Origin of the sequence: Cryobacterium sp. SO2 (assembly GCF_026151165.2) — a bacterium.
GTDB lineage: Bacteria > Actinomycetota > Actinomycetes > Actinomycetales > Microbacteriaceae > Cryobacterium.
The window spans coordinates 2,475,930-2,501,083 of the sequence record NZ_CP117849.1; the positions used below are offsets into that span (position 1 = coordinate 2,475,930).

Genomic DNA, 25,154 nt, shown 5'->3' on the forward strand with positions numbered 1-25,154 from the left:
GGTGTTCATCATCCGCCCGGAACTGATCCGCGGCGCCAGTCCGCTGAATGTAATGCTCTGCGGTCACCACCCGGCGATGCAGCCCTCCTAGCTACCGCGCTGGAAGCTGTCCCGTTCACTGAGGCGGTCCTCGGCGACCACGTCGGAGATCCCGAGGTGTCTTGATAGCAAATCGGCTTCATTGCTGTCGCGCGCCGGTCGCCCTACCTTCCTCTAACTTGAGTCGCGGTCGGGAAGAAACCGGTACCCCATTCCCGATTCAGTGAGCAGGTAGCGCGGCCGACTCGGGTCGGGTTCGATCTTTTTGCGTAGTTGAGCGATATATAGCCGGAGATAGCCCGTGTCGCTGATGTGCTCTGATCCCCAAATATCGGTGAGGAGACTCTGGCGGGTGACAAGTTTCCCGGCGTTCCTGACAAGCACTTCGAGGACCTGCCATTCTGTGGGCGTCAGCCGGACGAGTTCAGTCCCCGTTGGGGCGTTCCTTGTGACGCTTTTGGCGGCAAGGTCGATGGCGATATCGGCGAATCGGACTGTCGGCGCAGTTTCCTCGTTCGGGACCCGTCTGGTCAAGGCGCGAATGCGAGCGAGGAGTTCGTCGATTGAAAACGGTTTGGTGACGTAGTCGTCTGCGCCGGCGTCTAGGGCTTCGACTTTCTCTGCGGCGCCGGTTCGTCCGGATACAACCAGGATGGGGGCGAGAGTCCAGCCGCGGAGCGCTTGGATAACTTGGATCCCGTCGAGTTCAGGCATGCCGAGGTCGAGCATGAAGATGTCGGGACGATGCGCGATGGCTGAGTTGAGTGCTTCCGTGCCGTTGACTGCTGTAATGATTTCGTAGCCGCGCGCGCCGAGGGTAATTCGTAATGCGCGGAGTATCTGTGGGTCATCGTCGGCGATGAGGATCTTCATGCGGTCTCCTGGTCTACAGTCCCAGCGCGTTCAGCCTGGGTGCCAGCGTAGTTCTCTCCTGCTGTTGACTGGTCGCGTTGAGGACGTGCCTCGGGCAGGGATATAACCATCGTCAGTCCGCCGCCGGGTGTGGTCTCGGCTTCGAGGGTGCCTCCCATCCCTTCGGTGAACCCCTTGGACAGGGCGAGCCCCAGGCCGAGCCCCGTGAGGTTATCCGTGTCGCCGAGTCGTTGGAAAGGGACGAAGATGTCGTCGCGCCGTTCGGGAGAGATGCCGGGGCCATGGTCGATGACGCGGATTTCGACGGTGCCACCGAAGCTACTGGTCGAGATACGCACTCGGGTGCCGGGCGGAGCGAAGCGGGAGGCATTCGCGAGGAGATTCACCACTACTCGTTGAAGCAGTCCGTGATCGGCGACAAGAGTGGGAAGGTCCGGGTCGAGGTCAAGCTCGATAGCTTGGGGGCCGAGTTTCAGTTCGTCCAGCGACGGGAGGATCACGTCCTCTGCGTCTATGGCGTCGAGAGAGACTCCGAGAACGCCGGCTTGGACTCTGCTCACGTCGAGGAGGTTGGTCACGAGTGCGGCGAGGGTTTGCAGGCTCTCATCTGCAGTGGCGATGAGTTCGTCACGATCGCTTGCGGACCAGGTGACTTCGGTCGAGCGTAGTCCGCTGATCGCGGCGGTGGCCGCGGCGAGTGGCCGGCGGAGGTCGTGGCTGACGGCTGTGAGGAGTGCGCTTCGCACCCTGTCGGTTTCGGCCAGGGGCCCGATCTCGTTTGCGGTCGCGGTGAGAGCGGAATGCTCCATGGCGGCGTCGATTTGGGCGGCGATCACCGCAAGCAGCCGTCGTTCCGATGCCTGCAAGTCTCCCCCGTGGAGTTCGAGGCTGGCACGGACCCCCACCGGCACCGTGGTGACGTGTGCGGCCTGGGTGGGTTCTCCGTCTCTGACGAGAATCTGACCCTGTGCGATCAGGCGGACTTCCGTGAGGTTGAACGCTTCCCGCGTGCGACTGATCAACGCCTGCAGAGCGCTTTGACCCCGAAGTACGCTTCCGGAGATGGTAGCGAGCAGTTCGGACTCTGCTGCCGAGCGTTTCGCGGCTCGGGTGCGGCGGGCGGCTTGATCGACAACGTAACTGACCAGGGCTGCGTTGAGCACATACAGCACGAGCGCTAAGAGGTGCAGTGGCTCATCGACAGTGATGGTGTGGATCGGTTCGACGAAGAAGAAATCAAGAGTGAGGCCCGAGAGGAAAGCCGCAAAGAGGGCCGGCCAGATCCCGCCGATCAGAGCGACGAGTACGACCAGGAGCTGGTAGGTGAGAACATCGCTTGTGATGGATTCCGGGCTTCGGAACGACGCGAGTAGCCAGGTCACGAGTGGACCGCCGAGCAGGGCAAGGACGAAACCCAAAATGCGTCTCTTCATCGTGACAGCCCCGGCAAGTCGAGGCAGCGCGAACCGGCCTCCGGCTGCGGCGTGCGTGACGATGTGTACATCGATGTTGCCGGATTCGCGAATCACGGTGGAACCGATTCCAGGACCGGTAAGCGCGGCCATCAGGCGGCTTCTCCGGCTGACGCCGATCACGAGTTGTGTGGCATTGGCGCCCTTGGCGAATTCGACCAGGGAGTGCGGGATGTCGTCGCCGATGACCTGGTGGTAGGTTCCGCCGAGGGTCTCCACGAGGGTTCGCTGCTGGCCCAGCGCCCCCGGGTGCGTCGATCTAAGCCCGTCCTGGCTGGTGACATGCACCGCGAGGAGCTCCCCGCCGGCGGAACGTGCGGCGATCCGGGCGCCGCGCCGGATGAGGGTTTCTCCCTCCGGACCACCGGTGAGGGCGATGACGACTCGCTCTCGGGCCTCCCATTTGCTGTCGATTCCGTGTTCGGCACGATAGGACTTCAACGCGGTATCGACCTCGTCCGCCAGCCAGAGCAAGGCAAGTTCTCGCAGGGCGGTGAGGTTGCCCAATCGGAAGTAATTAGACAGGGCCGCGTCGATGCGTTCGGCTGGGTAGACCCGGCCGTCGGCCAAGCGTGCACGCAACGCTTGCGGCGCGAGGTCCACCACTTCGATCTGGTCGGCAGCGCGGAGTACTTCGTCTGGAACGGTTTCACGTTGCGGCGCACCGGTGATTTGCTGCACGACGTCGTTGAGTGATTCGATGTGCTGGATGTTGACGGTCGACATCACGTCAATTCCCGCAGCCAGCAGGGTTTCTACGTCCTGCCACCGTTTGTTGTGCGTGGAGCCAGGTGCATTCGTGTGCGCGAGCTCGTCGACTAAGGCGATGGTGGGTCTCCTCAGGATGACCGCGGCGAGGTCCATCTCGGTCAATTCGACGCCGCGGTGCAGGATCGTGGAGCGTGGGATGACCTCGAGGCCGTCGGCCATGGCGGCCGTGGCGGCGCGGCCGTGGGTTTCCACGACCGCGACCACCACATCCTGGCCTTCACCGAGGAGTCGCTTGCCTTCCTCGAGCATGGTGTAGGTTTTGCCGACGCCGGGGGCGGCGCCGAGCAGCACTCGTAACCGCCCTCGTTTCATCGTTAGGCCTGCAGGGCTTCGAGTGCAATGTTCAGCTGGAGTACGTTCACCGTCGGCTCGCCGAGATAGCCCAGGTCTCGGGACTGGACGTGAGCCTCGACCAGCGCCCGCACATCGTCCACGGGGAGATCCCGGGTGGCCGCGATACGGTCGACCTGGAGCAGTGCGTACTCCGGGCTGATGTGTGGGTCCAATCCGGACGCCGATGCAGTGAGGGCATCCGCGGGGATTTCGTCGGGGTCGACGCCGTTGAACTCTGCGATCTGCGCTTTACGCTCCTCGATCGCAGCGATCAGGTCCGTGTTCTCCGGGCCGTAGTTGGATCCGCTGGACGCGCCGGCGTCGTATCCGTCGCCAGCGGCTGAGGGGCGCGGTTGGAACCATTCCGGCAGCGGGTTGCCGTCGGCGTCGGAGAAGGACTGCCCGATGAGGGCAGATCCGACGACTTCGCCGTCCACGGTTTCGGTTGAGCCGTTCGCCTGAGCGGGCAGTGCAAGCTGGCCGATACCGGTGATGACGAGTGGGTAGGCCACGCCGAGGCCGACAGTGAGGACGAGCATGGCGCGGAGGGCGACCCAGTAGTGCGCGATGCCCGAGCGTGGTGCGCTCATGATGAGATCTTCTTTCTGATGTGGAGCACGGGGTTAGAAGCCGGGGAGCAGACCGACGATGAGGTCGATCAGCTTGATTCCGATGAAGGGCGCGATCACGCCGCCGACGCCGTAAACGAGCAGGTTGCGGCTGAGGATCTTCGATGCGCTCAGCGGACGGTACTTCACCCCACGCAGAGCCAACGGGATAAGGACGACGATGACGATGGCGTTGAAGATGATCGCCGACAGGACCGCCGACGACGGGGAATGCAGCCCCATGATGTTGAGCACGGCCAAGCCGGGGAACACTCCCATGAACATCGCCGGGATGATTGCGAAGTATTTCGCAATGTCGTTGGCGATGGAGAAGGTGGTGAGCGCGCCGCGAGTGATCAACAGCTGCTTGCCGATCCGCACGATGTCGATCAGCTTGCTCGGGTCCGAGTCCAGGTCGACCATGTTGCCCGCCTCTTTCGCGGCCGAGGTGCCCGTGTTCATGGCCACTCCGACATCCGCCTGCGCAAGCGCTGGGGCGTCGTTGGTGCCGTCGCCGGTCATGGCGACAAGGTTGCCGCCCTGCTGCTCGCGGCGGATCAGAGCGAGCTTGTCCTCCGGGGTGGCCTCGGCCAGGAAGTCGTCCACCCCGGCTTCGGCTGCGATCGCCTTGGCTGTTAGCGGGTTGTCGCCGGTGATCATCACCGTACGGATGCCCATGGCACGCATCTCGGCGAAGCGCTCCTTCAGGCCTTCCTTGACGATGTCCTTGAGGTGCACAACACCGAGGAGACGACCTTCACCCGTCGCGGTCTTCACGGCGACGACGAGCGGAGTGCCACCGCTGTTGGCGATGCGCTCCACCTGCTCATCCAGATCAGCCAGAACAGAGCTAGCCACCCGTCCGTCCTGTTCGATCCAGGCGATAACGGCGGAGCCGGCGCCCTTGCGGATCTGGGTGCCGTCTGGCTGATCGAGTCCGCTCATCCGAGTCTGGGCGGTGAAAGGGACGATGTCGCCGGGCGCGAATTCGCCCACGTGGATACCTTCCACGCCTGCCAGGTCGACCACCGACTTACCTTCCGGTGTCGGGTCAGCCAGCGACGAGAGAGCAGCCGTGCGAATGAGCTCGTCTGAATGGACACCCTCAAGGGTGACGAATTCGGACGCGCGACGATTTCCATAGGTGATGGTTCCCGTCTTATCCAGCAGCAGCGTCGTGACGTCGCCTGCGGCTTCAACCGCGCGCCCGGACATCGCCAGCACATTGTGCTGCACAAGCCGGTCCATACCGGCGATGCCGATAGCTGAGAGCAACGCCCCGATGGTGGTGGGGATCAGGCAGACCAAGAGCGCAACTAGGACCGGCAGGCTGACCGTCGCCGCAGAATATGACGCGATCGGGTTCAGGGTCAGCGTGACGATGACGAAGATGATCGTGAGGCTGGCCAGGAGAATGTTCAACGCGATCTCGTTGGGGGTCTTCTGGCGTGACGCACCCTCGACGAGGCCGATCATCCTGTCCACAAACGTCTCACCAGGCTTGCTGGTGATCTTCACCACGATGCGGTCGGACAGCACCCGGGTTCCGCCGGTCACCGCGCTGCGGTCACCACCGGATTCACGAACCACCGGAGCGGATTCACCGGTGATGGCCGACTCGTCCACCGAGGCGATTCCCCAGATAATGTCGCCATCACCCGGAATCAGATCACCGGCCGTGACGACGACGACGTCACCGAGCTGCAGGTCCGCGGAGGACACTTCCCGGGTCGGTGTGGTCGTTGCGGCGGGGTCACCATCGGGGCTGTACCCAGTGACCGTGTGAGCGGTGGTGCTGGTGCGGGTCTTGCGCAGGCTGTCTGCCTGGGCCTTTCCACGGCCCTCGGCGACGGACTCGGCCAGGTTGGCGAAGAGCACGGTCAGCCACAGCCAGACGGCGATGCCCCAGGTGAAGGATGCCGGTACGGAGGAGCCCCCCGAGGATTCCGGGCCGCCCATGAATGGTTCGGCGATAGCGAGGACCGTGGTGAACGCTGCGCCTACCTCGACGATGAACATGACGGGGTTGCGCCACATTTGGCGAGGATCGAGCTTTCTGAAGGCTCCGGGTATGGCGGCGATCAGTTGCTCGGCGCTGAATGCGCTCTGTGATCGAGGGGCGGTGGGGGCGCCGGGTGTTTCCGGCGCCATCGTGGGTGTTGTGGTGGTGGACATGGTTACTGCAGCCCTTCCGCTAGGGGACCCAGCGCGAGTACGGGGAAATATGTGAGAGCAGTGATGACGACAGTCACGCCGACGAGGAGACCGACGAACTGCGGACGGTGGGTGGGCAGTGTTCCCGCCGTGGCCGGCACTTTGTCTTGAGCGGCAAGGGATCCTGCCAACGCAAGGACCAACACAATCGGAATGAACCTGCCGAGCAACATGGCAACACCCAACGCGGTATTGAACCAGGGAGTGTTCGCGGTGAGTCCGGCGAAGGCCGAACCGTTGTTGTTTGCTGCCGAGGTGAATGCGTACAACACTTCAGAGAGGCCGTGAATACCGGGGTTCCAGATCGATGTGGATTCGACGTCAGCGCGGATCGCGGGGATCGCGAAGCTCAGCGCGGTACCCAGCAGGACGATCGTGGGAGTGACCAGAATGTAGAGGCTGGCGAGTTTGATTTCCTTCGGGCCGATCTTCTTGCCGAGGTACTCGGGTGTCCGTCCGACCAGCAAACCGCCAACAAAGACCGCGATGATCGCCAAGACCAACATTCCGTACAGGCCCGATCCGACGCCGCCGGGGGCGACCTCGCCGAGCATCATGTTGATCATGGGCATCATGCCACCCAGGGCGGTGTACGAGTCATGCATGGAGTTGACCGCGCCGGTGGACGTCAAGGTGCTCGTTGAACCGAACAGTGTCGAGGCGAAGATCCCGAAGCGTTGCTCCTTGCCCTCCATAGCTCCTCCCGCAAGCTGCGGCGCCGTGCCGGCACCGTTGAGCTCGAACAGGGTGAGGAAGGTGAGCGAGGCGACGAAGATGCTACCCATCACAGCGAGGATGGCGTAACCCTGTTTGTGGTTGCCAACCATGCGCCCGAAGGTGCGTGGGAGAGAGAAGGGAATCATCAGCATCAGCACGTTCTGGAATAGGCTCGTCCAGGCGTTCGGGTTTTCAAACGGGTGGGCCGCGTTGGCGTTGAAGAATCCACCACCGTTGGTCCCGAGGTTCTTGATCACTTCCTGGGAGGCAACCGGGCCACCGGGCAGGTTCTGCACGCCGCCGCTGAGGGTCGTGATCTCGGTGAAGCCGTTGAAGTTCTGGATCACTCCGCTCGCGATCAGCACCACTGCACCAACCACCGAGAGGGGAAGAAGCAACCGCAAGATCCCCCGGGTCAGATCGACCCAGAAGTTACCGATGGTGGCCGACTCGCGCCGGGTGAAACCGCGCACGAGCGCGATAGCGATCGCGATTCCCACGGCGGCGGAAACGAAGTTCTGTACGGCGAGGCCGGCGATCTGGACGGTGTAACCCATGGTGACGTCGGGCGAGTACGACTGCCAGTTCGTGTTCGCCACGAACGACGCCGCCGTGTTGAAGGAGAGCCCTTCCGGGACGGCGGGCAGTCCCAGAGAGTAAGGGAGTACCGCTTGGAAGCGTTGCAGGAGGTAGACGAACAACAGCCCGACGACCGAGAACGCAAGAACGCCCCGCAGGTAAGACTTCCAGGTTTGCTCGACGCTGGAATCTACCCCGATGATCCGGTAGAAGCCTCGCTCGGCCTTCAGGTCTTTTTTGGAGGTGTAGATGTGGGCCATGTAGTCGCCCAGGGGACGATAGAGCAGGGCCAGGATGAGTACCAGGGTCGCTACCTGGAGGATCGCGAAGAATACGTCCATTTAGAATCGCTCCGGTTTCACGAGGGCGACCACGAGGTACACCACAGCGGCAATAGCCAACGCCGCGGCAAGCAGGTCAAAGAAGATCACAGCTTCTCGACCCCCCAGCCAATGACGCCGACAAGCGCGAACACGGCAATGACGCCGAGAACGTAAACAATGTCAAGCACAAGTAACTCCATCTGGAGAAGGACCACACGACCCGAAAGCGGGACATGGATGCCGCAGCGGCACGACATCCGATTAGACACCCCCGGTCACGGCGAAATCCCAGCCCTAACGGAATCCAAACGGTGAATCGCCCGAACCTAACGGGATCCCTACACCCCTCCTCTTGCCAGGCTGATTGGCCTCGCCCAGCACCCTGATTCGTGCGTCATCGGTATGCCGGGCCGCCTCCGTATCGGTTCCGTTCGATTCAGGGCTGTACCCGCATGCGTTCCGTTAGGGAGCGGGGTTTCCCGTCGCCGGGCCAGTAGGACTGAACCATGACAACACCTGACAGCCGCACATCGGAGCCCCTCAAACCGAGCAACCGTGGCACGGGCTCGCGCTCATGACTCTCACCGCGATCATGCCCTCCCTCCGGCGCTCAATTGCCGACCCTCTCCGGATCGATGCGTGGCCGGAGTCCTCTCAAGTCACCACGACCGACGTCATCGTGTGCGGTGTCTCGATGATCCGACTCGTCGAGGTGTGCCAGACACCGTGTGTGCACACAGCGGCCGCTGTCATCCCCGGCACGCACGGGCGCAGGTCGCCCTATCGGGATGCCGCAGTGGTGGTTGTGCGCGTCACCGCGGTCTTGAAGAACTTCGATGCGGCCCGCGTTGTGCTCATCGACGCATGCCTGGACACGGTCAACGCCACGTGGCGAGAGACCCGACTCATCGGGCGAGCGTCCACGGTGAAGAGCACCGCGGCGATTCTGCTCTCCGGCGAATCCCACGAAACACCGAGCATCGGCCGCGGCGTGATGGAACTGCCCGACGATCTCCGGGAAGGCGACCTGCTCGCCATCCCCTGCACCGGTGTCGTCGCACTCCGGGACATCCGTGCCCGACCAACGGTGCTGACCGACACGATAGACACCCGCGAAGACAGCGCCGCCGAGTTCACCTGGCTGGCGCAGCTCGCATGACCAATCCCACACACCATCGCAATCCCACGGAGGAGCACTCATGACTCTCATGTCCAGCATCCTGGCCCGGACACCCCTGACGCATCGACCTGCCGACATCGGCTCCTGGCCGGAGGGCACCGTCCACACCATGGATGACCTCATCATCAACGGGGTCTCCCTGGTGCGCGCCAGCCACGACCGCACTCCCGCGGTACGAATCGGCGCGGCTCCCGACGCCGGGGAGCGGCACGCCGCCACGCCGGAACGATTCATCACCGTTCTGTTGACCCGGGTGGAGGAGACCGGCTTCACCGATTCACACCGGCGCCTGGTCGTGTGGGTCGACGCCGAGCTGGACCACTGCCGCCCCAATCTGTCGGCAGCCCGCATTGTCGGCCGCCGCAGCGTCGCTCACCTCAAGCGCATGCAGCTCCGGCCCCGGCCTGTGGATGACATGCAGTGGGTTTGGCTGCCGGCCGATGTGGTTGTCGGTGATCTGATCGCCATACCGTGCGAAGGAGCCATCCCTCTCAGCGACATCCGTCGACACAGCAGGTACCCGGGTCACCACGTAGACGAGTGGCCAGACGAACCGGACGATCTTCCGTTCACCCGCGCGTGCTTGAAATAAACCTCAGCGCCGAGTTGGAGATCCCGCCGCTCTCCGCGCCGACGATCGTCCTCCGGGGCGACCCGATGGCTGCTCTTCGCCCTTTGTCACGGCTGCCGACCGTGCTCGCGACCCCGGCTCAACCGGGGCGGCCCTTTCGGCGCCGGGCGATCAGGGCGGTGGCGACGGGGGTCGATGCCAGCGCGGACGCCGCACTCACCTCCCGCGGGCTGAAGTCACGGCTTCGACGAGAGCTGCTGTCGAGCCAGCGACTGTGCGAGTGGCTACCCCACCTCAAACACGTCATCTTCGTCGTTGCGGAGCCCACGCACCTGCGTGAGAGAGCGGTGCTCGGCATCGCTGACGGGTTTGCCGCATACGTTCACGCTCACTTGGAACGGGTCTGCGGGGCCTATGTGACCGTGACGGTGCTGCTGGTCGCCGACTGCGCCCAACCCGGGCTGCTCGCGGAACGCATCGATCAGCGCGCCTCGCTTGGCCCGCTCGACCCCTATCTGGCATTACCGTGGCGGGACGTCGCTGAACAACCAATTCAGCTCTCGGCGGCCGCCGCATACTGCTGATTCCACAGCCGCCAGCTCCCTTCCTCCCGGAGCTGGCGGAGCTGGCGGCTACGCGGCGGTCCGCGCCGCGTCCAGGTGTTCCTCGGCGTCTGAGTAGACAGCCGACCAGACCATCTCGTGTTCCGCCGGCGTGGACCGGCCTAGCTGCAGCGCCTGGTCCGCGGCCGCCAAAGTCGCGGCCAACGAGGCCAGGTATCTGCACTCGCCGGTGTGACAGGTGTCGGGCACGAGGGTGGATCTGGCCGCCGTCAGCTCAAGGACCTGTTTCCGCACCGGACCTGCAGCACGGGCCACGACGACAGCCCCGAGAGCATAAAACGCGACGCAGCCGATCACGATGACCAGTCTCGAGGCGCCACCCTCCGCCATCGCTACGAACACGCCCAGCACGCCCACGAGCCCCAGGATCGTCCAGCCGCGACAGAGTCGAACTCGGCGTCGTTGCTGCACCGATATTCCCGGCGGGTACACGACAAGCCGGTAACCGACGCTGCCGTACCGTCCGACCGCGACGGTGTAACTTCCCCACCGGCACCGCCCATCAACGACCGTGGAGAGCCATTGGTTGAGCAAGATTCCCGAACTGCTCGTTCGCGCACTATTCACCTCACCAGCGTCCTCCCGGCGCCTCACCGTTTGGAGGATCTATACGGAACGCATGCGCAGGATCCGATGCTTTATACGCTTTCCCTACGCCGCGAGTTCACGCCGCAGGGGTGTGACGGCTTCAGCTGACGTGAACGTGTGGTCGTCGTTTAGCGTTGGGCTCGGATTCGCGAAGCACCTCTCGGGTCACGGGCGCAATTTCTCCGAGGCCGGTGAACAGGAACTTGAACATATTGGCGAGCGGGTTGCCCTGGGTCCATTCGAAATAGATCTCTGGGATCAGGCCGGTCTGATCGCGGATCTCCAGCAGCACAGCGGCGATCGTGTTCGGAACGTTGCCGCTGGTGACCTGCAGAACTCGATACCCGTGTTTCGCCACCCCGCGCACGACCAGGTCCTCTTCAAAATCAGAGGAGTCGGAGGGAAGTACTTCGAGGAAGATGATCGGCGAACCGGGCGGGATATTGCCGAACCGGCGTTCGTCCCGGCTCTTGTTACGATATTCGACCTCGGTGTCGTCGTCTGGCTCGTGCGAGATGATTCGGATTACGTCGTAGTCTTCGGCGTCCCCGGTGACGAAGTCGAGTGCGGACGGGTCCAAAATGACCGATGTTGCCCGCAGTTCAAAGGAACGCCGCACCCGAGATACCAGCGAAATAACCATAATGCCCACGATGAAAAGGCCGGCAATGCGCACACCGTCAGGGCGTTCAACAATATTGACAACGGTCGTGTAGACCAGGATCACCGCGATAGCTGCGAAGCCGAGAGTCGGCCAGCGCTGCTGCTTTCGGCGTGCAGAGAGCGTCACCGCAACGGACGCGGACGTCATCAGCACCAAAACCCCCGTCGCATACGCTCCGCCCTGGGCGTCGACGCTGGCCTGGAAGGCGATCGTGATGACGAAGGCTATTGCAACGAAAACCAACACAAGTGGACGCACGGCACGGGCCCATTGCGGGGCCATGCCATAGCGCGGCAGATACCGCGGGACGAGGTTGAGCAGCCCAGCCATCGCTGACGCGCCCGCGAACCAAAGAATGCAAATGGTGCTGATGTCATACACGGACCCGAAGGCGTTCCCTAGGTATTCGTGGGCGAGGTACGCCAACGCGCGGCCATTGGCTGGCCCGCCGGGCTGGAAAGCCTCCTGCGGAATCAGCAAGGTCGTGACGATACTCGAGGTGATAAGGAATCCGCTCATGATCAGCGCGGCCGTGGTGAGCAGCCTCTTCGTGCCACGGATCCGGCCCGCCGGGTTGTCCGCCGTGTCAGAGGCACCACCCTTCACCTGGGGCATTACGGCTACGCCTGTCTCGAAGCCAGACAATCCCAACGCCAGCTTCGGGAACACGAGAAGAGCAATGCCCACCATGACAAGTGGATTGCCGTGTTGCACGGTCAGTGCCGCCCACCAATCAGTGATCAGCACCGCGTTCGAGGCGACGTGCCCGATCGATACCACGATCACGATCAGGTTAAGGAAGAGGTAGACCGCGACCAGCACCACAGCAATGCCGATGGCCTCCTTGAAGCCGCGGAGGAACACGATGCCCAGCAGTGTGACCAGAAACAGGGTGACGAGCACCTCTTGGCCGTGCAACCAGGATGGCGCGAACGGATTCTCGATAGCGTGCGCCGTGGCATCCGCTGCCGACAAGGTGATGGTGATCATGAAGTCGGTGGCGGCGAATCCGAGCAGTACCAGCACGAAGATCTTGCCGGACCACCACGGCAGCAGCTTTTCCAGCATCTGGATCGAGCCAGAACCGCGAAAACTCTCTTCAGCGACCCGGCGATACACGGGTAACGCCCCCAACAAGGTCAAGATCACCAATACGATCGTCGCAATAGGTGACAGCAGCCCTGCCGCGAGGGCCGCAATAGCCGGCTGATATCCCAGGGTGGAAAAATAGTCGACACCTGTTAGGCACATCACCCGCCACCAGGAGTGTGTTCTTTCGACCGTGGCAGCGTGGGGACCCACACGGGTGCCCTGCCGGTCGCCACTGTCCTGCAACAGCCAAGCTTTGAGATTCGTGGCGGAAGCACGTGGTTTATTCACGGGCACACATTACGCCACACGAGACACAGCCGGGAGACGGGTCGCAAAACTGCCCCGGCGCCGGAAAGATACAGAGGCACATCGCGGCGGTCAGACGGCCCGCATCTTCGTACCATTTCCAGATGGCACTCAGCATCTCCTGCCTTGGCGTTCACAACGCATTGTCCCCATGATGCAGCTCAGCGGATGAGCACTGGTGGTTCGTATTGAGGCCCGTTGAGGAGTTGAATTTCGTCTCGCTCGACGCCTGTATCCACGTAGCAGGCAACACCCGTAATCGTTGGTGCTGCACGGCCGGACCCGGTTACGTCCCTGTGAGTGGTGTGGTTTCCGGCTCTTGAGCGTTGCTTCGTCAACGTGAAGAGCCACCGTGGGATGGTCAGTGAGTACCGATCAAAGAACTCACAAAGGACACCACACGATGGCTCTAGACCAGTCTGCCCTGCTCGACCTGCTGGGAGAACTCAAACTCACCGACGTCACCGACCGAATCCGCGTCGCGACCGAAAAGCTCTACCAAGAACTCATCGATGCCGAAGCGACCGCGTTCATCGGCGCAGCCCCGTTCGAGCGCTCCGGGGACCGCACCACCCACCGCAACGGCGCCCGGTCCAGGACCCTGTCGACGACCGCCGGTGACCTCGACCTGAAGATCCCCAAGCTCCGCGCCGGGTCATTCTTCCCCGCCCTACTGGAACGGCGCCGCCGGGTCGATCAGGCGTTGTTCGCGGTCGTGATGGAGGCCTACGTCCACGGCGTCTCAACCCGGAAAGTCGACGACCTGGTCAAAGCCCTCGGCGCTGATACCGGGATCTCCAAGTCCGAAGTGTCCCGGATCTGCGCCGGCCTGGACACCGAGGTCGCCGAGTTCCGCGACCGCACCCTCGCCGCGCAGAACTTCCCCTACGTGTTCCTCGATGCGACCTACTACAAGGCCCGGGTCGGGCACCGGATCGTGTCCCAGGCCATCGTCGTCGCCGTCGGCGTTGCCGTCGACGGGCGCCGGGAAGTCCTGGGTTTCGACGTGGGCGACAGCGAGAACGAGGGCTTCTGGACGTCGTTCCTGCGGTCGCTGAAGACCCGCGGCCTCGACGGGGTCAAGCTAGTCATGTCTGACGCTCACACCGGCCTGAAGAAGGCCATCGGGACCGTGTTCCAAGGCGCCGGCTGGCAGCGCTGCCGGGTGCATTTCATGCGCAACGTCCTCGCGGTAATCCCGAAAGGATCGCAGGACATGGTCGCCTCGATCATCCGCACCATCTTCGCCCAGCCCGACCGTGAACACATCGAGAAGCAGTTCCGCGAGGTCACCACGATGCTCGCCCGGTCGCACCCGAAGGTCGCGGCGATGCTCGTCGACGCGCAACCCGACCTGCTCGCCTTCGCCGCGTTCCCCAGACGGCACTGGCGCCAAATCTGGTCCACCAACCCGCTCGAACGGGTGAACAAAGAGATCAAACGCCGCACCGACGTCGTCGGCGTGTTCCCCAACGCCGCAGCCCTGCTGCGCCTGGCCGGGTCGGTCCTGATCGAGCAACACGACGAGTGGGAAGCCGGCGAACGCCGCTACTTCTCCGAGTCATCCATGCTCAAGCTGGGCACCATGACCAACCCCATCGAGGTCATCGACGAGGCGGTGATCCTCCCCGAACTCGCCGCCGCCTAAGCTAGAACAACTGACCCGCACGGTGTTGAGAAACTCCACCACTCAGCGGGACGTGACCTCGATGAATGGCTGCTCGACCAGCCGGACGACAACACCCGCAGCATGCTCCTCGAACTCCTGGAGCGCCGCTACGACACCACCTTGACCGTGTTCTGCACCCAGTACGCCAAGAAGGACTGGCATCAGCGCCTGGGCTCCGGCGTTCACGCCGACGCAATCATGGACCGCATCGTGCACCGCACGATCTGGATCGAGACCGGCGGCACCAACAAGCGCGAACACACCGCGGACAACGCGGCGTGACCCACGCCGGTGAGCGCGAGCTGAACCGCTGGCGCTCACCGGCAATACTCAGTGGCGCTGAAGCCCAATATTCAGTGGCGCTCAACCGCAATAACTGGTGGCGCTCAAGGGGTCAAATACTCACTCGGATAGGTGGGACTCTGCCGTGTCTGTGGCGGCGTGCACACAGATAGGCACGTCGCATGAGTGCAGCAGTAGAACCGATGACGGGAGCGCCGTTCCGGTCGCGAGCTGGCAGGCAAAACGTTGGGGCCGTATGACCTTTTGGCCGTCGCCGTCTTTGGTCCAGAAGCGGCCGTAGCCGTCATTGGCAATTGCGCCCGTCCATATCCAGCAGTCATCGGCGGTGGGTCCTTTGACGACGTGGGACCAGAACCGTTCCGGCTCCGTGGCTTTCACTTCTCCCCCTTCGCGAGCTGGACCTAAACCGTCTCTTTCACTTCATCGAACCAGCGCACAACACCGTTAGTGTTATGGGCCTTGAGGAGTAAATTCGCTGTTGCCATAGCCTTTGCCGTGGCGGTCCGGAGCGAGACCGATACTGTCCCAGTAGTCCCTGCGGCGGGTTGTCCTGGGATACCGCGCTCGTCCTCACCGTCGTAGTGCCTGCCGTCTACCGCGGCACAGTGCCACGCATCCAACTGCGCATAAACCTGGCCTAACGCCGCCTGGGCATCGGCCAGCGCTCCCAGCAGCTCGTAGGAATCTGAGGGGCGCGGAACTGTGCGCGTCGAGTGCGCGAGCGTTCGGGCGGCCTCGGCCAGCTCGTTAGCGATTTCGGGCTGTCGACCTTCTTCGTTCACTGCCATTGAGTCTCCTGGTCGTTGGGGTTCTAGTGGGTGAGCTGGCTAATGCGCTGCGGTGAGAGGCCGAGAATCCGGGCGGTGTCGGCCTGGCTGAGGCCGTCTGCGGTGAGGGCCTTAACTGCTTCGCGGTTGAGCCTGGCCGCTTCCGCGACGGCGGCCCGGGCGTCTTCCTCGTTCTTCTTCGCGAGCGTCCACAGCTCGGCAGCGTGCGGCGGAATTTCTACTGTCACCTGAACCTCGATTTGGTTCTCGTCCACGTCGAGCCACACTGCGGCAATGTCGCGGGCGGCGGCGTCAATGTCTTTGACGCTGCGTGCCTGCCCGATCGCCGTGATGCGTGTGTCTCCCCCTCGGGGTGATGGTGAGGTGAGTTCGGGGATTTCGATGGTCCACCATTTGCCGTCTCGGTAGGCGCGTCCCGTTAGGGTTCGCGTCGTCGTTGTCGTGCTCATGAGATTGCCTTTCCTGCTTCGATCAACTGTCGTTCTACGTCTTCTAGCAGGCTCTCCGCCGTCACAGCTATCTCGTTCAAATCGTCTACTCGGAACTGATTTGGCTGCTCGTTCTGCTCCTCGTCGGCGGCGTCTGCGCGGGCGACTTCGGCGTAGCCGCTGAGGGCGAGCGTGAGAACGCTATATGCGCGGTCCTCGGTGAGGTCCAACACGACGGGGAACGGCTTTCGCTGCTCGGTGGCCATGGCCTGTCCTACTTCCAGTTCTGGGGGGTGTTCGAGAATACGTCGGTGATCTGTCGCACAACTCCCGCTGACAGTTCCTTGTGACCCGGGATGGTGATGGTCTGAGTTTCGTCCTCGGAGGCCCAAATCTGGTGGCCACCCTTGCCGGGCCGGAGGAAAAACCAGCCCTGCGAGCGAAGGAACTTCGTCACGTCCCGGTATTTCTGCGGCTTCGTCATAATACTAGTCTAGTCCCCCCTAGTGTGCAATGTCAAGGGGGGACTAGATGTTTAGCGGTGGTGCTGGTCGCCCTCGTCGTCGTCGGTAGCGAACATCGAGGCCGTGATCGCGCGCATCCCAGTCGTGGGGATCCTCCTTGACGAATCTCCGCACGACATCGCTCCGGCAACCTTCTTCGAAAAGATGATCACCCGCGTCCTCAACAACACCCCGGTGGACTTCCATGAACCCGCGAGAGAACTTCGAAACACCGCCGCCTAACAGGCCACATCCAAATTAACGCCCGGCTATGGTGCCAGCATGGAACCGGACTCCCTGGGCGCTCCCCCGAACTGCGAGCGATGCCCAGTCCCGATGCTGGACGCGGGGTCGCCGGCCAACCCGTTCTGGCGGTGCCCGTCGTGCAAGCTGGTGCGCCTGGTCTAGCTTTCGACCGAGCCCGCTGGTGGCAGATGATGAGGCGATGAACTAGGACCTGGCACACCGCACGCGGGGCGCTAGGGGAATCGAATGTATTTGGCAGCTGGTGCTGGGACCTTGGGTTGAGTGTGCTTCGGGAACGATAGTCATGCCGTCGGGTGTGTCTGCGGTGCGGGCCAGCGCTTCAAGCCACTCGAAATTGAGAGTCGCCTTCCGGCTGTTGGTGAATGTGTAATACAACGAAGCGCCCGGATGTATCCAGATCACGTTCCGGCCCGCGCCCCCTGCAAATTGTCCTTCCACGACAGATAAAACCTGTCATGGCGCTCAAATCTTCTTGCGATGACGGCCTGAATATGAGATATGGTTCGGTCATCGAAGTAGACCTTCAGGTTTGAGTTATACGTCAACCGGCCCATCTCGATGCCTCATTAGTTCGATACACCAACGGGTTCACCCCACGCGATTGGTAACACTCGACAATGCCCAGACCCTATCCCGCGCGCTCCACGCCCACGCCCCGTCTCGGCGAAGGGCGTCCAAGTTGCAATGTCGGTCAACCTACCGTGGTCATGTTTCCGGGAATAGGTTGTCTTCATGTGTGACGCTGACATGAGTGGCGCTCTGTTCCGTCAACAAATTCGGACCTGCGAAGAGGCATATTTCGCCCTTGTCGTTGTCAGTGACGACTGCGCCGATAGGTGCGTGGCCGTTCACGGCGACGGAGAAAGCACGGCCTGTTTTCTCGCCAACCTGGACTGCGTCGAGATCGGGAATGTTGCAGTCAAAGTGCTGTCTTGGACGACAAGTGGCCACCGAGCCGCAGCCATTGCGATACTGGATGCCTGCATCGAGGCCTGTGCTGAGTCTTCGGTAACGTGCGAACGGATGGCACAGCTCTACAGCCCCTGGATTTCGTGTGCTGCGGCATGCCAACGACTCAAAATTGCGTGCGTCGAGCTCTTGCTGAGCTTGACCGGCTCATTGCCCGTTGGAGAGAACCCTTCGTAGGCCACTAAACGAAGGGTTGTATCTAGTTCTTAGGGTGTTAAGGCAATGGGAGTCTTTTGCCGGCTAGCACTTCCGCGGCGACTTGATCGACTGTGGATTCGGTGGCGGCCGCCTGGGCGACCAACCGGCAGAGCGCCTCATCAGCACTCACGTTGGTCTGCGCGATGATCATCCCAGTCGCCTGGTGCACCTGAGGATTATGCCAGCTGGCGGCAGTCCGAATGCCCTCACTGATCTTGACAGCCATGTCTTCCCAATCTCGACTTCCCCGGATGAGAACCGGGGGCGGCCCCATTCTCGAATGAACACTTGAGCAGGTCAAGTAGATATCCGAGATAAACTCAGGGAACGGCTGGAATGACGGTGTGCACTCGTTCCCGGGCGAAGCCTCTCGAGCATCATCAAGGTAAATCAACGCGTCCGGTCACAAAGCGTTAACAGACCTGGCTGCTTCCTTTCCTACGCCTGGAGGTGGGAATTCTGATCGGGAATCTCAACGGGTGCAGGCTGGCATCATCGGCCGCACCGAAGAACAGATGAGAGAGTAGGAAGCGTACCCGCCGGTCATCACCGACGAGGAGATATCGAACATATACCGGTTCTTCGAACATTACTAAGCGACACCCACCCACAGATGGGCGTCGTTAACTTCTAGCGCGGTGCGGTCGTTCCGCTTAGGACGACGAGTCGTCGGTGCCTTGGTTGTTTTCCTGCTGGGCGAGTTCGGCTCGATCCGCGGCGGACGCTTCGCGGTCGGTCCTCGCGTGAGAGCGATCCACTGCTGCCGCTCGGCGTTCTCCCGGACCGGAATACGTTTCGCTGGTGTCGAGAAAGGCTTGGAGGTCGGCGGCTTCTGCGCGCCTGCACAGACCTCCAAGCCGCCCTATTCGTCCCCTAGAGGATGGTTCCGCGGCCACTGCCGCGTGGCTTACTCTGTGGGCCGGCGTCCGCTTTTCAAGCAGATATTCTGCCGGTAGCAGGCTGAGTGCAGGACGAGCGGGCGCGGTTCTGACAGGACCTTCATGCCTGCCTGGTGATACTTCGCGGTTTCCTTGACCTCTTTTCGGGTGACGTCTAAGACTAGAGTCGGGCCTCACAACCAAGTGGGGCAGAAAGCAGACACACCGTGACCGATGAGGCCCAAAAACAGTTCGAAAAATCTCCCAGTTGGGATAACCCTCAGGTGCATCAAGCGACCGGCGTTATCGTGGCGCAAACCAATGCCTCCCCCAACGAGGCGCTAGGCCGCCTGATCGGGTATGCGGAATCGACGGATGCCTCTGTAGATCAAGTAGCGGCCGATATCCTCGCCTACAAGATCGCGTTCACCTAAGCGCTCAACCGCCTATCGGCGGGCACCACAGACAGGTGCTCTCTTCCTTCAGCCCAGCGAGGAAGTCTCCGAACAACTAAGGGCCCTACGCCCTATCCAGTTCATCGGCCGCTGCCCGAAAAGCCTGAGCGAGGTTTCTGTGCTCGCCTTCCCCGGAAAGCTGAATCGTAAATTCTCTAGCCGAGTCGAAATCTCGAATCTTCTCACCCAACCAAATGTTGCCTGCCCCCACGTCGAAACGCACCGAAGAACTCCCAGAGTTCCCATTCAGCGCGGAATTGCGGGTCACAACCACATCCAACTCCGCAAACCCAGGAAAGCTGAACTGCATTGTTCGGGGATAGTCATTACTCATGGAGAGAGCATGGCATCTTCAAAGCGTGCTCGTTGGGCGGCTCGCCTAACGGCTGCTTCGGCTGTCGTTGGCTCTATTAGGTCCGGCGTACGCGAATTAGGTCCAGATGCCCTGCCGTTGGCTGGTTGAGTGCAAGACGAGCGGGCGCGGTTCTAACAGGACCGTCATGCCTTCAGGAGTATTCGCGGATTGCACCAATGCTTCGACCCACTTCGAATTCAGGGAAGGCCACGGGCTATCGGAAAACGTGTACACGAGCGCCACACCGGGGGAAATCCAGACCGCGCCACGGCCACCGTCGCCCTCATGGTCATTCGTCCAGGAAAGATGGAAACTCTCTTTCAGATGAAGCTTGACCCCGATAGCGACCTGGAGGTGAGCGAGCGTCCAATCGTCGACATGAATAACCTGCCTCGAACCGTATGTGAAGGTTCCCAAAGACTTCTCCTCCCCCCAAGCAACTTTTGCAGAACCATACCCCCAGTGACACAGCCTCAGGAAGGGGGTTGCGCTGCCGCTGTTTGTACGTACATGCGTTACGGCGACATAACTCCCCGAGCCTTAGCGTCCGATAGCCGATCGTCTACCGGCTCGTGTGCAAGGCGCTCGAAGTATTCGAGACTGTAGACGGACAAGCCAGTGCTCTTTCTATGATCTGCCCGGCAGCCCGGACGGTGCGGTGTGATCTCATCTGAAAGTGGGACGAGACTGCGCCGGCGGAGAGTGTTATGTTCATGAGACCTCAACGGGTACCAGGTGTAGATCAGCCGGTCAAGAGCATCCTCTGACCGTCGTCAGCCCAGGCATTTCCAGCAGCGGAGATTCTATGTGCAGAGAGTGTTCACTGATGCCAACCAAAGTGGGCGCGGGGTGATGGCGGCGTCCGAGGTATCTGATCAGCAGAAGCTGATGCTCAGCATGGCTTCAGGTAGTCAGGTCGCGTTCGGGCTCATTTACGATCACTTGTGTGTCACAACGTTTGCGATCTGCACTCATCATTCACAATCGCCGGCCGGGGTAGACGAGGTCATGCACGATCTGTGGCTGTACGTTTGGCAAAACGCGCCGAGGCTCTCGGCGCTTGACGGCTCGCCTTGGTCGATCATCATTAGTACAGCTGAGCAGCACGCCGCAGTTCACGCTCAGGCGGAGCGCCTGCACCAAAAAACGGACACCACTCCGCTCGGAAAAGTCCCGATCCGCGAGTAATGAGCAGCCCGGAGACCGCAGAGTCCCCGTTACGTTCGGCCCAGACGCCGCAAGCTACTACGAAACAATCTTGACCTCGGTTCTCGCGTACGTCGGTTATGGATAGCGACTGCTGAACTGGAGCGGATCGGTTTTGCCAGCGCAGCCGCACAGGGCCAAGCTGATGATCCCGAAAGCGATTAGTGCTTCCATGCCGCTCGGGGTCCTCATGGCCTGATCTAGCCAACTCACCTGAAGTGCATGCCCAGCGGGCGCTCCTCCGAGTTAGCGCCCATCCCGGAACAGAATCTGACGCCGACCCCGGCACCGACCCCGGCACCGGCACCGGCACCGGGCAGGATTCGAGAACCCAACCTGCACCTCGACAGACTCGACCTCAATGGCGAGCTAATCGGGCCCTTCATCCATTCAACCCCCGCTGCTTTGCCCAGCGCAGAACAGCATGGGTTTGGTCTCTTTGGTAGCTCTAGCCAACTCTTCCGATTCTCATAGGAACGGCATAGGAGATGTACAGCTGAGCTATCTAGCGTGATCGTCATGCAAAACATTGATGAGACCACGAATCGCGCCTCTGAGCGCACCCTGAAGAAGCGGGCAACTTGGATCACCGCTATGGTGCTGGCCGGCGGTATCGCCCTCGCTGGCTGCACCACTTCGACAACGGAGGCCACGACCGGGTCCTCGACCAGCAGCAGCTCCAGCGCCATCACCGATGCAGCGACGGTGTCGACCACCGACAGTACTACGACCGCCGAGACCATCTCGGCCACGACCGCCGCCGCCGCGGCCTTCCTCGCCACCCTCACGGACGAGCAGCGCGAAGCCGTTCTGTACTCCTACGACGACGAGACGAAGACCACGTCCTGGTCAAACTTCCCGGTGACGTTCGTAGAGCGAGCCGGCCTGAACCTCACCGACCTCACCGAGGAGCAACAGACCGCTGCCCTCGCGGTGCTCGAATCGCTCCTGAGCGACGACGCCTACGCCACCGTGGTCGGCATCATGGGAGGCGACGAATATCTACTGGAGAACTCCAACAGCACCGAGACCTCCCTTGGCCAGTATTACATCGCATTCTTCGGCGACCCCTCCGACACCAGTGCCTACGAAGTACAGTTCGGCGGACACCACCTCGGCATCAACGCCACCCTCGACGGCTCCACAGACGCCATCACCTTCGCCCCCACCCACCTCGGCGTGCAGCCCGCTGCCTATACCGACGCCGACGGCAACGAGGTGCAGCCCTTTGACGACATCTACACCGACGCGTTCGCCTTCTACAACAGCCTCACCACCGAGCAGCAGGCTACCCTCACCTCGGGCGACGTGAGCACGTGCGCTCCGGGCGACACCTGCGACTTCGCCACCGGCGCCGGCCTCACCGGAGCCGACCTCACCGACGAACAGAAGCAGCTGCTGCTTGACCTCATCGCCAACTGGGCCGGCATGGCCGACGAGGAAACCACCGCCACGGAACTCGCCGAAATCGAAGCGACCCTCGACACCACCGTCATCGCCTGGTCAGGCGAGACGACGTACGACATGAGCACCGGTGACGGCATCTCGTTCTCAATCTCGGGCCCGAACGTGTACATCTCGTTCCAAGCACAACAGGGCTCCGCTGGGGCAGATGTCGACGGGGTAACAACCTCAGGCTGGGGCCACGTGCACACCATCTACCGCGACCCCACGAACGACTACGCGAACAGCGTCACCCAACAGGCGGCCACCGGCATGAGCGGCGGCGGCGCACCCGCCGACGGCGGCACCCCTCCCTCGGGCAGTAGCGCACCCTCCAACGGATAGCGATCTGACCTGAACCGGAGAACGATTGGCCCGGCTGCACAGCAGCCGGGCCAACCGCGTATATGCCAATGGACGGGATTCCCCTAAAGGCTTCTCCGCGCCCGGGCCCTTATTCAATTTCATCACCGCGCGATCCGCATCGTCGATCCTGCTTTCGGCTCCGGGTAAGCATGCTGCAGATATCAAGGCACCACTGCTCGCCGCATTGTGCACGCGTCCCTACTACGACAACAGAACCATCGCCCGACCACTATTGACGGCGTCACAGCTGCTCACCGCACTGCTCCGTCGTCTAGATGTGTAGAGGCGCGGCAGGTCGGGCCTGCGAACAGGCCGCTCTGCCACATACCCAGCAACCATATTCCTGTCGTCGATCCAAAGATTCCCCTGTCGGGCCTAGTTGGGCAGGGAGTCGTGCGCACTCAGGCGATCAGCTGAGGGGGGGGTGGTTTGTGACTTTCTAACAACTGCGACGAGGCCTCTGGGAGAAGTGACGATGAAGTCATCCGGAGGCCCTGTCGGCCGGAAGGGGACCAACAGGTCGGCTGGGTACGAATTTGTAGGCTGACATTGCAGTGTCGGAGAATAGCGCTTGCCGTTCCAATCGAGGAAGATCAGAGGTGATTTCTTCAAATGCTTCGTACAGCCTGTCGAATCCGGAGTAGAGGCTGTCAACTGGAAAATTACTGCCGAACATCGTGCGCTTCGGGCCGAAAATTTCGATGGTGTCGATCACGAACGACCTTAAGGATTCGATTGTCCACCGGTGGTCGTTGGTGCCCAAAGCCGAGATTTTCACAAATACGTTTGCTTCAGCCGCGACCGCGCGCATGCCTTGCCGCCATTCGGAGATCGACTGCAGGTCTCGGTTGATCGGCATTCCGGCGTGGTCGAGGATGATGCGTGTCTCTGGGAACTCCGCTGCGAGTTCCGCGGCTTGGAGCAGCTGAGAGGGGAATACCTGCAGGTCGAAGCTCATTGCGTGCTGGTGGAGGAGCGCGAAATGAGCCCGCCACCTGGGATCGGTGATGATGTCGTTACGGTCGCGATGTGCATATAAAGGATCGTTGTGCCAGTTCAGGATGTCGCGAATGCCTCGCACACTCTGGAGAGTTGCGAGCCGGTCAAGCTGCGCTGGTGCGTCCAGGTCTAGAAGCGAAACCTGCGCTACTTGGACGCTGGGGAGTCCGCGCTCGGTGTGAAGCGAATCTATCCAGGTGGCCTCAGCCCACGGATCAGCTGCGCCGTTCTCCACATGTACGGAGCCGATCAGCCGATAGGCGCCGACGTCCTCGAGATAGTCGTCGAGTGAATACGACCGCCGCAATGGCAGATCGTTGCCGTGGTACCGAGCCCTCAGCGGACCGTCCAGCCACGGATAGGACCGAGCGAGGTCAGTGAGGTGGTGGTGGGCATCGACGATCTCAAGGTCGCTCATTACGACCCTTCGCGATGGTCAGGTAGACACCTGTGTGATCCAGTGCGCCGTCCCCATCGGCAACCATTTGGGTGAACAGCCGGGTGACTTCGGTCGTGGTCGGCAAGGTCAGGTGAAGGGCTTCGGCAGCCTCGGCGACGAAGCGCAGATCCTTGAGCTGATTCGTCGCGCTGCCTCCGGGGCTGAAGTCTTCGGTGATCCATTTGTCACCCTTCTGCTTCAAAACCTCGGAGTGTGCCAGGCCGCCCTGAAGGATCCCCCGCACGACGTCGAGGTCGAGTCCCGCTGTTCGGGCCAGCAGCATCGATTCGGATACGGCCGCAACTGTTGCTGCGACCACGATCTGGTTGCAGGCCTTTGCCATTGCGCCCGACCCACTTGGGCCGAGATGGCGGATGGTGGTGCCGAGAAGTGCGAACACTGGCCGCAGCCGTTCGACGACATCGGTCTCGCCGCCGATCATGATGCTCAACGTGCCCGTCTCGGCGCCGACGGTGCCGCCGCTCAGGGGCGCGTCGACAACCTGCACACCGTGCTGAGTCTTCATCCGCTGGGCGAAGTCGGCGATCGCGATCGGTGACACGGTGCCGTGCACGACCAGCACCGGGGCGCTGATGCGCTTGGCCGACCAGCCCGCGAGGAGCCCGTCCGGGCCGGCGAGGAGGCCTTCGACCTGCGGAAGGTCGGGCAGCACGGTGAGTGTGACTTCGGTCGCCGCCTCGGCCGGCGTGAGAGCGACAACGGCCCCGCGGGATTCCAGTGCCTCGCTCTTCCCGGCGGACCGGTTCCAGACGATGACCGGACCGTATCGGGCGAGCAGTATTCCGGCCATCGGGCGGCCCATCGGACCGAGGCCCACAAGCGAGACAGTCGGGCGTGGGAGGGTTTGGCGGATCATGGGTACTCCGAATCGAAGAATCGGCCCCACCCCGCCGGTAATCGGGAAATGAAATCCG

Annotated in this window: 25 protein-coding genes; 9 read left to right on the top strand and 16 right to left on the bottom strand. The window is 62.1% G+C overall.

Annotated elements, in window-relative coordinates; translation table 11 throughout:
- Positions 1-213 precede the first annotated feature (213 nt).
- Genes BJQ94_RS11550 through kdpA form a run of 5 tightly spaced genes read right to left on the bottom strand, consistent with a single transcriptional unit; the run spans position 214 to position 7,947 of the window.
- Complete coding sequence (locus tag BJQ94_RS11550) at positions 214-912, bottom strand: response regulator (protein WP_265398064.1); 699 nt, start codon at positions 910-912, stop codon at positions 214-216.
- The gene (locus BJQ94_RS11555; protein ID WP_265398063.1) at positions 909-3,467 is read right to left on the bottom strand and encodes an ATP-binding protein; all 2,559 of its coding nucleotides are present in this window, start codon (positions 3,465-3,467) and stop codon (positions 909-911) included. The genes BJQ94_RS11550 and BJQ94_RS11555 overlap by 4 nt, the downstream gene beginning before the upstream one ends.
- A 2-nt stretch (positions 3,468-3,469) precedes the next feature.
- The gene (kdpC, locus tag BJQ94_RS11560; protein ID WP_110127639.1) at positions 3,470-4,078 is read right to left on the bottom strand and encodes a potassium-transporting ATPase subunit KdpC; all 609 of its coding nucleotides are present in this window, start codon (positions 4,076-4,078) and stop codon (positions 3,470-3,472) included.
- 33 nt (positions 4,079-4,111) lie between these two features.
- Positions 4,112-6,271: a potassium-transporting ATPase subunit KdpB gene (gene kdpB, locus BJQ94_RS11565; protein ID WP_265398062.1), complete on the bottom strand. Its 2,160-nt coding sequence runs from the start codon at positions 6,269-6,271 to the stop codon at positions 4,112-4,114.
- 2 nt (positions 6,272-6,273) lie between these two features.
- Positions 6,274-7,947, bottom strand: coding sequence for a potassium-transporting ATPase subunit KdpA (kdpA, locus tag BJQ94_RS11570; RefSeq protein WP_265398061.1), 1,674 nt, complete (start codon positions 7,945-7,947; stop codon positions 6,274-6,276).
- 556 nt (positions 7,948-8,503) lie between these two features.
- On the opposite strand from kdpA, the gene BJQ94_RS11575 reads away from it, so the two are divergent.
- From BJQ94_RS11575 to BJQ94_RS11585, 3 genes are read left to right on the top strand one after another with little or no spacing between them, the layout of a single operon-like run.
- A complete protein-coding gene (locus BJQ94_RS11575; RefSeq protein ID WP_275875479.1) occupies positions 8,504-9,088 on the top strand; it encodes a hypothetical protein in 585 nt (194 codons plus the stop codon).
- Positions 9,089-9,128: 40 nt separating this feature from the next.
- Positions 9,129-9,701, top strand: a complete 573-nt coding sequence (locus tag BJQ94_RS11580; RefSeq protein WP_275875480.1) for a hypothetical protein — start codon at positions 9,129-9,131, stop codon at positions 9,699-9,701.
- The gene (locus tag BJQ94_RS11585; RefSeq protein WP_275875481.1) at positions 9,689-10,264 is read left to right on the top strand and encodes a hypothetical protein; all 576 of its coding nucleotides are present in this window, start codon (positions 9,689-9,691) and stop codon (positions 10,262-10,264) included. The genes BJQ94_RS11580 and BJQ94_RS11585 overlap by 13 nt, the downstream gene beginning before the upstream one ends.
- 48 nt (positions 10,265-10,312) lie before the next feature.
- On the opposite strand, the gene BJQ94_RS19395 is transcribed toward BJQ94_RS11585, so the two are convergent.
- Together BJQ94_RS19395 and BJQ94_RS11595 are read right to left on the bottom strand one after the other, a co-directional pair.
- On the bottom strand, positions 10,313-10,897 hold the full coding sequence (locus tag BJQ94_RS19395; RefSeq protein WP_345893440.1) for a DUF6611 family protein: 585 nt from the start codon (positions 10,895-10,897) through the stop codon (positions 10,313-10,315).
- A gap of 94 nt (positions 10,898-10,991) precedes the next feature.
- Positions 10,992-12,806, bottom strand: a complete 1,815-nt coding sequence (locus BJQ94_RS11595) for an amino acid transporter (protein WP_275875594.1) — start codon at positions 12,804-12,806, stop codon at positions 10,992-10,994.
- A gap of 550 nt (positions 12,807-13,356) precedes the next feature.
- Here BJQ94_RS11595 and BJQ94_RS11600 point away from each other — a divergent pair.
- Together BJQ94_RS11600 and BJQ94_RS11605 are read left to right on the top strand one after the other, a co-directional pair.
- A complete protein-coding gene (locus BJQ94_RS11600) occupies positions 13,357-14,601 on the top strand; it encodes an IS256 family transposase (RefSeq protein WP_275875483.1) in 1,245 nt (414 codons plus the stop codon).
- 69 nt (positions 14,602-14,670) lie between these two features.
- Complete coding sequence (locus BJQ94_RS11605) at positions 14,671-14,904, top strand: ATP-binding protein (protein ID WP_275875595.1); 234 nt, start codon at positions 14,671-14,673, stop codon at positions 14,902-14,904.
- A 422-nt stretch (positions 14,905-15,326) separates the two neighbouring features.
- On the opposite strand, the gene BJQ94_RS11610 is transcribed toward BJQ94_RS11605, so the two are convergent.
- From BJQ94_RS11610 to BJQ94_RS11625, 4 genes are read right to left on the bottom strand one after another with little or no spacing between them, the layout of a single operon-like run.
- Positions 15,327-15,713 carry a hypothetical protein gene (locus BJQ94_RS11610; protein WP_265400340.1) on the bottom strand — a complete coding sequence of 129 codons (387 nt, stop codon included), beginning with the start codon at positions 15,711-15,713 and terminating at the stop codon, positions 15,327-15,329.
- A gap of 23 nt (positions 15,714-15,736) precedes the next feature.
- Positions 15,737-16,162, bottom strand: a complete 426-nt coding sequence (locus BJQ94_RS11615; RefSeq protein WP_265400341.1) for a hypothetical protein — start codon at positions 16,160-16,162, stop codon at positions 15,737-15,739.
- Complete coding sequence (locus BJQ94_RS11620; protein WP_265400342.1) at positions 16,159-16,407, bottom strand: hypothetical protein; 249 nt, start codon at positions 16,405-16,407, stop codon at positions 16,159-16,161. Before BJQ94_RS11620 ends, BJQ94_RS11615 begins: the two co-directional genes overlap by 4 nt.
- An 8-nt stretch (positions 16,408-16,415) precedes the next feature.
- Positions 16,416-16,625: a type II toxin-antitoxin system HicA family toxin gene (locus tag BJQ94_RS11625; protein ID WP_265400343.1), complete on the bottom strand. Its 210-nt coding sequence runs from the start codon at positions 16,623-16,625 to the stop codon at positions 16,416-16,418.
- A 103-nt stretch (positions 16,626-16,728) separates the two neighbouring features.
- On the opposite strand from BJQ94_RS11625, the gene BJQ94_RS11630 reads away from it, so the two are divergent.
- Complete coding sequence (locus tag BJQ94_RS11630) at positions 16,729-16,887, top strand: hypothetical protein (RefSeq protein WP_265400344.1); 159 nt, start codon at positions 16,729-16,731, stop codon at positions 16,885-16,887.
- Between the two features lie 1,207 nt (positions 16,888-18,094).
- Here the strand turns inward: BJQ94_RS11630 and BJQ94_RS11635 are convergent.
- Positions 18,095-18,304 carry an ANTAR domain-containing protein gene (locus BJQ94_RS11635; RefSeq protein WP_265400345.1) on the bottom strand — a complete coding sequence of 70 codons (210 nt, stop codon included), beginning with the start codon at positions 18,302-18,304 and terminating at the stop codon, positions 18,095-18,097.
- An 879-nt stretch (positions 18,305-19,183) separates the two neighbouring features.
- Here BJQ94_RS11635 and BJQ94_RS11640 point away from each other — a divergent pair.
- A complete protein-coding gene (locus BJQ94_RS11640; RefSeq protein ID WP_265400346.1) occupies positions 19,184-19,390 on the top strand; it encodes an ANTAR domain-containing protein in 207 nt (68 codons plus the stop codon).
- Between the two features lie 85 nt (positions 19,391-19,475).
- On the opposite strand, the gene BJQ94_RS11645 is transcribed toward BJQ94_RS11640, so the two are convergent.
- Positions 19,476-19,745 carry a hypothetical protein gene (locus BJQ94_RS11645; protein ID WP_265400347.1) on the bottom strand — a complete coding sequence of 90 codons (270 nt, stop codon included), beginning with the start codon at positions 19,743-19,745 and terminating at the stop codon, positions 19,476-19,478.
- Between the two features lie 96 nt (positions 19,746-19,841).
- The gene (locus BJQ94_RS11650) at positions 19,842-20,183 is read right to left on the bottom strand and encodes an ATP-dependent DNA ligase (protein WP_265400348.1); all 342 of its coding nucleotides are present in this window, start codon (positions 20,181-20,183) and stop codon (positions 19,842-19,844) included.
- Between the two features lie 399 nt (positions 20,184-20,582).
- On the opposite strand from BJQ94_RS11650, the gene BJQ94_RS11655 reads away from it, so the two are divergent.
- Both BJQ94_RS11655 and BJQ94_RS11660 read left to right on the top strand, forming a co-directional pair.
- A complete protein-coding gene (locus BJQ94_RS11655; protein WP_265400349.1) occupies positions 20,583-20,954 on the top strand; it encodes a hypothetical protein in 372 nt (123 codons plus the stop codon).
- Positions 20,955-21,491: 537 nt separating this feature from the next.
- A complete protein-coding gene (locus BJQ94_RS11660; protein ID WP_265400350.1) occupies positions 21,492-22,760 on the top strand; it encodes a DUF3500 domain-containing protein in 1,269 nt (422 codons plus the stop codon).
- Positions 22,761-23,262: 502 nt separating this feature from the next.
- On the opposite strand, the gene BJQ94_RS11665 is transcribed toward BJQ94_RS11660, so the two are convergent.
- Together BJQ94_RS11665 and BJQ94_RS11670 are read right to left on the bottom strand one after the other, a co-directional pair.
- Complete coding sequence (locus BJQ94_RS11665) at positions 23,263-24,198, bottom strand: amidohydrolase family protein (RefSeq protein WP_265400351.1); 936 nt, start codon at positions 24,196-24,198, stop codon at positions 23,263-23,265.
- Positions 24,185-25,096, bottom strand: coding sequence for an NAD(P)-dependent oxidoreductase (locus tag BJQ94_RS11670; protein WP_265400352.1), 912 nt, complete (start codon positions 25,094-25,096; stop codon positions 24,185-24,187). Before BJQ94_RS11670 ends, BJQ94_RS11665 begins: the two co-directional genes overlap by 14 nt.
- Positions 25,097-25,154: the final 58 nt, after the last annotated feature.

Bases quoted from the DNA above. Each gene is read 5' to 3' on its own strand.
- BJQ94_RS11555 (WP_265398063.1), bottom strand. From the start codon at position 3,467: ATGAAACGAGGGCGGTTACGAGTGCTGCTCGGCGCCGCCCCCGGCGTC.
- BJQ94_RS11610 (WP_265400340.1), bottom strand. From the start codon at position 15,713: ATGGCAGTGAACGAAGAAGGTCGACAGCCCGAAATCGCTAACGAGCTG.
- BJQ94_RS11615 (WP_265400341.1), bottom strand. From the start codon at position 16,162: ATGAGCACGACAACGACGACGCGAACCCTAACGGGACGCGCCTACCGA.
- BJQ94_RS11575 (WP_275875479.1), top strand. From the start codon at position 8,504: ATGACTCTCACCGCGATCATGCCCTCCCTCCGGCGCTCAATTGCCGAC.
- BJQ94_RS11645 (WP_265400347.1), bottom strand. From the start codon at position 19,745: ATGAGTAATGACTATCCCCGAACAATGCAGTTCAGCTTTCCTGGGTTT.
- BJQ94_RS11625 (WP_265400343.1), bottom strand. From the start codon at position 16,625: ATGACGAAGCCGCAGAAATACCGGGACGTGACGAAGTTCCTTCGCTCG.
- kdpC (WP_110127639.1), bottom strand. From the start codon at position 4,078: ATGAGCGCACCACGCTCGGGCATCGCGCACTACTGGGTCGCCCTCCGC.
- kdpA (WP_265398061.1), bottom strand. From the start codon at position 7,947: ATGGACGTATTCTTCGCGATCCTCCAGGTAGCGACCCTGGTACTCATC.
- BJQ94_RS11550 (WP_265398064.1), bottom strand. From the start codon at position 912: ATGAAGATCCTCATCGCCGACGATGACCCACAGATACTCCGCGCATTA.
- BJQ94_RS11665 (WP_265400351.1), bottom strand. From the start codon at position 24,198: ATGAGCGACCTTGAGATCGTCGATGCCCACCACCACCTCACTGACCTC.
- BJQ94_RS11600 (WP_275875483.1), top strand. From the start codon at position 13,357: ATGGCTCTAGACCAGTCTGCCCTGCTCGACCTGCTGGGAGAACTCAAA.
- BJQ94_RS11620 (WP_265400342.1), bottom strand. From the start codon at position 16,407: ATGGCCACCGAGCAGCGAAAGCCGTTCCCCGTCGTGTTGGACCTCACC.
- BJQ94_RS11580 (WP_275875480.1), top strand. From the start codon at position 9,129: ATGACTCTCATGTCCAGCATCCTGGCCCGGACACCCCTGACGCATCGA.
- BJQ94_RS11670 (WP_265400352.1), bottom strand. From the start codon at position 25,096: ATGATCCGCCAAACCCTCCCACGCCCGACTGTCTCGCTTGTGGGCCTC.
- kdpB (WP_265398062.1), bottom strand. From the start codon at position 6,271: ATGTCCACCACCACAACACCCACGATGGCGCCGGAAACACCCGGCGCC.
- BJQ94_RS11635 (WP_265400345.1), bottom strand. From the start codon at position 18,304: ATGGCTGTCAAGATCAGTGAGGGCATTCGGACTGCCGCCAGCTGGCAT.
- BJQ94_RS11660 (WP_265400350.1), top strand. From the start codon at position 21,492: ATGCAAAACATTGATGAGACCACGAATCGCGCCTCTGAGCGCACCCTG.
- BJQ94_RS11595 (WP_275875594.1), bottom strand. From the start codon at position 12,806: ATGTGCCTAACAGGTGTCGACTATTTTTCCACCCTGGGATATCAGCCG.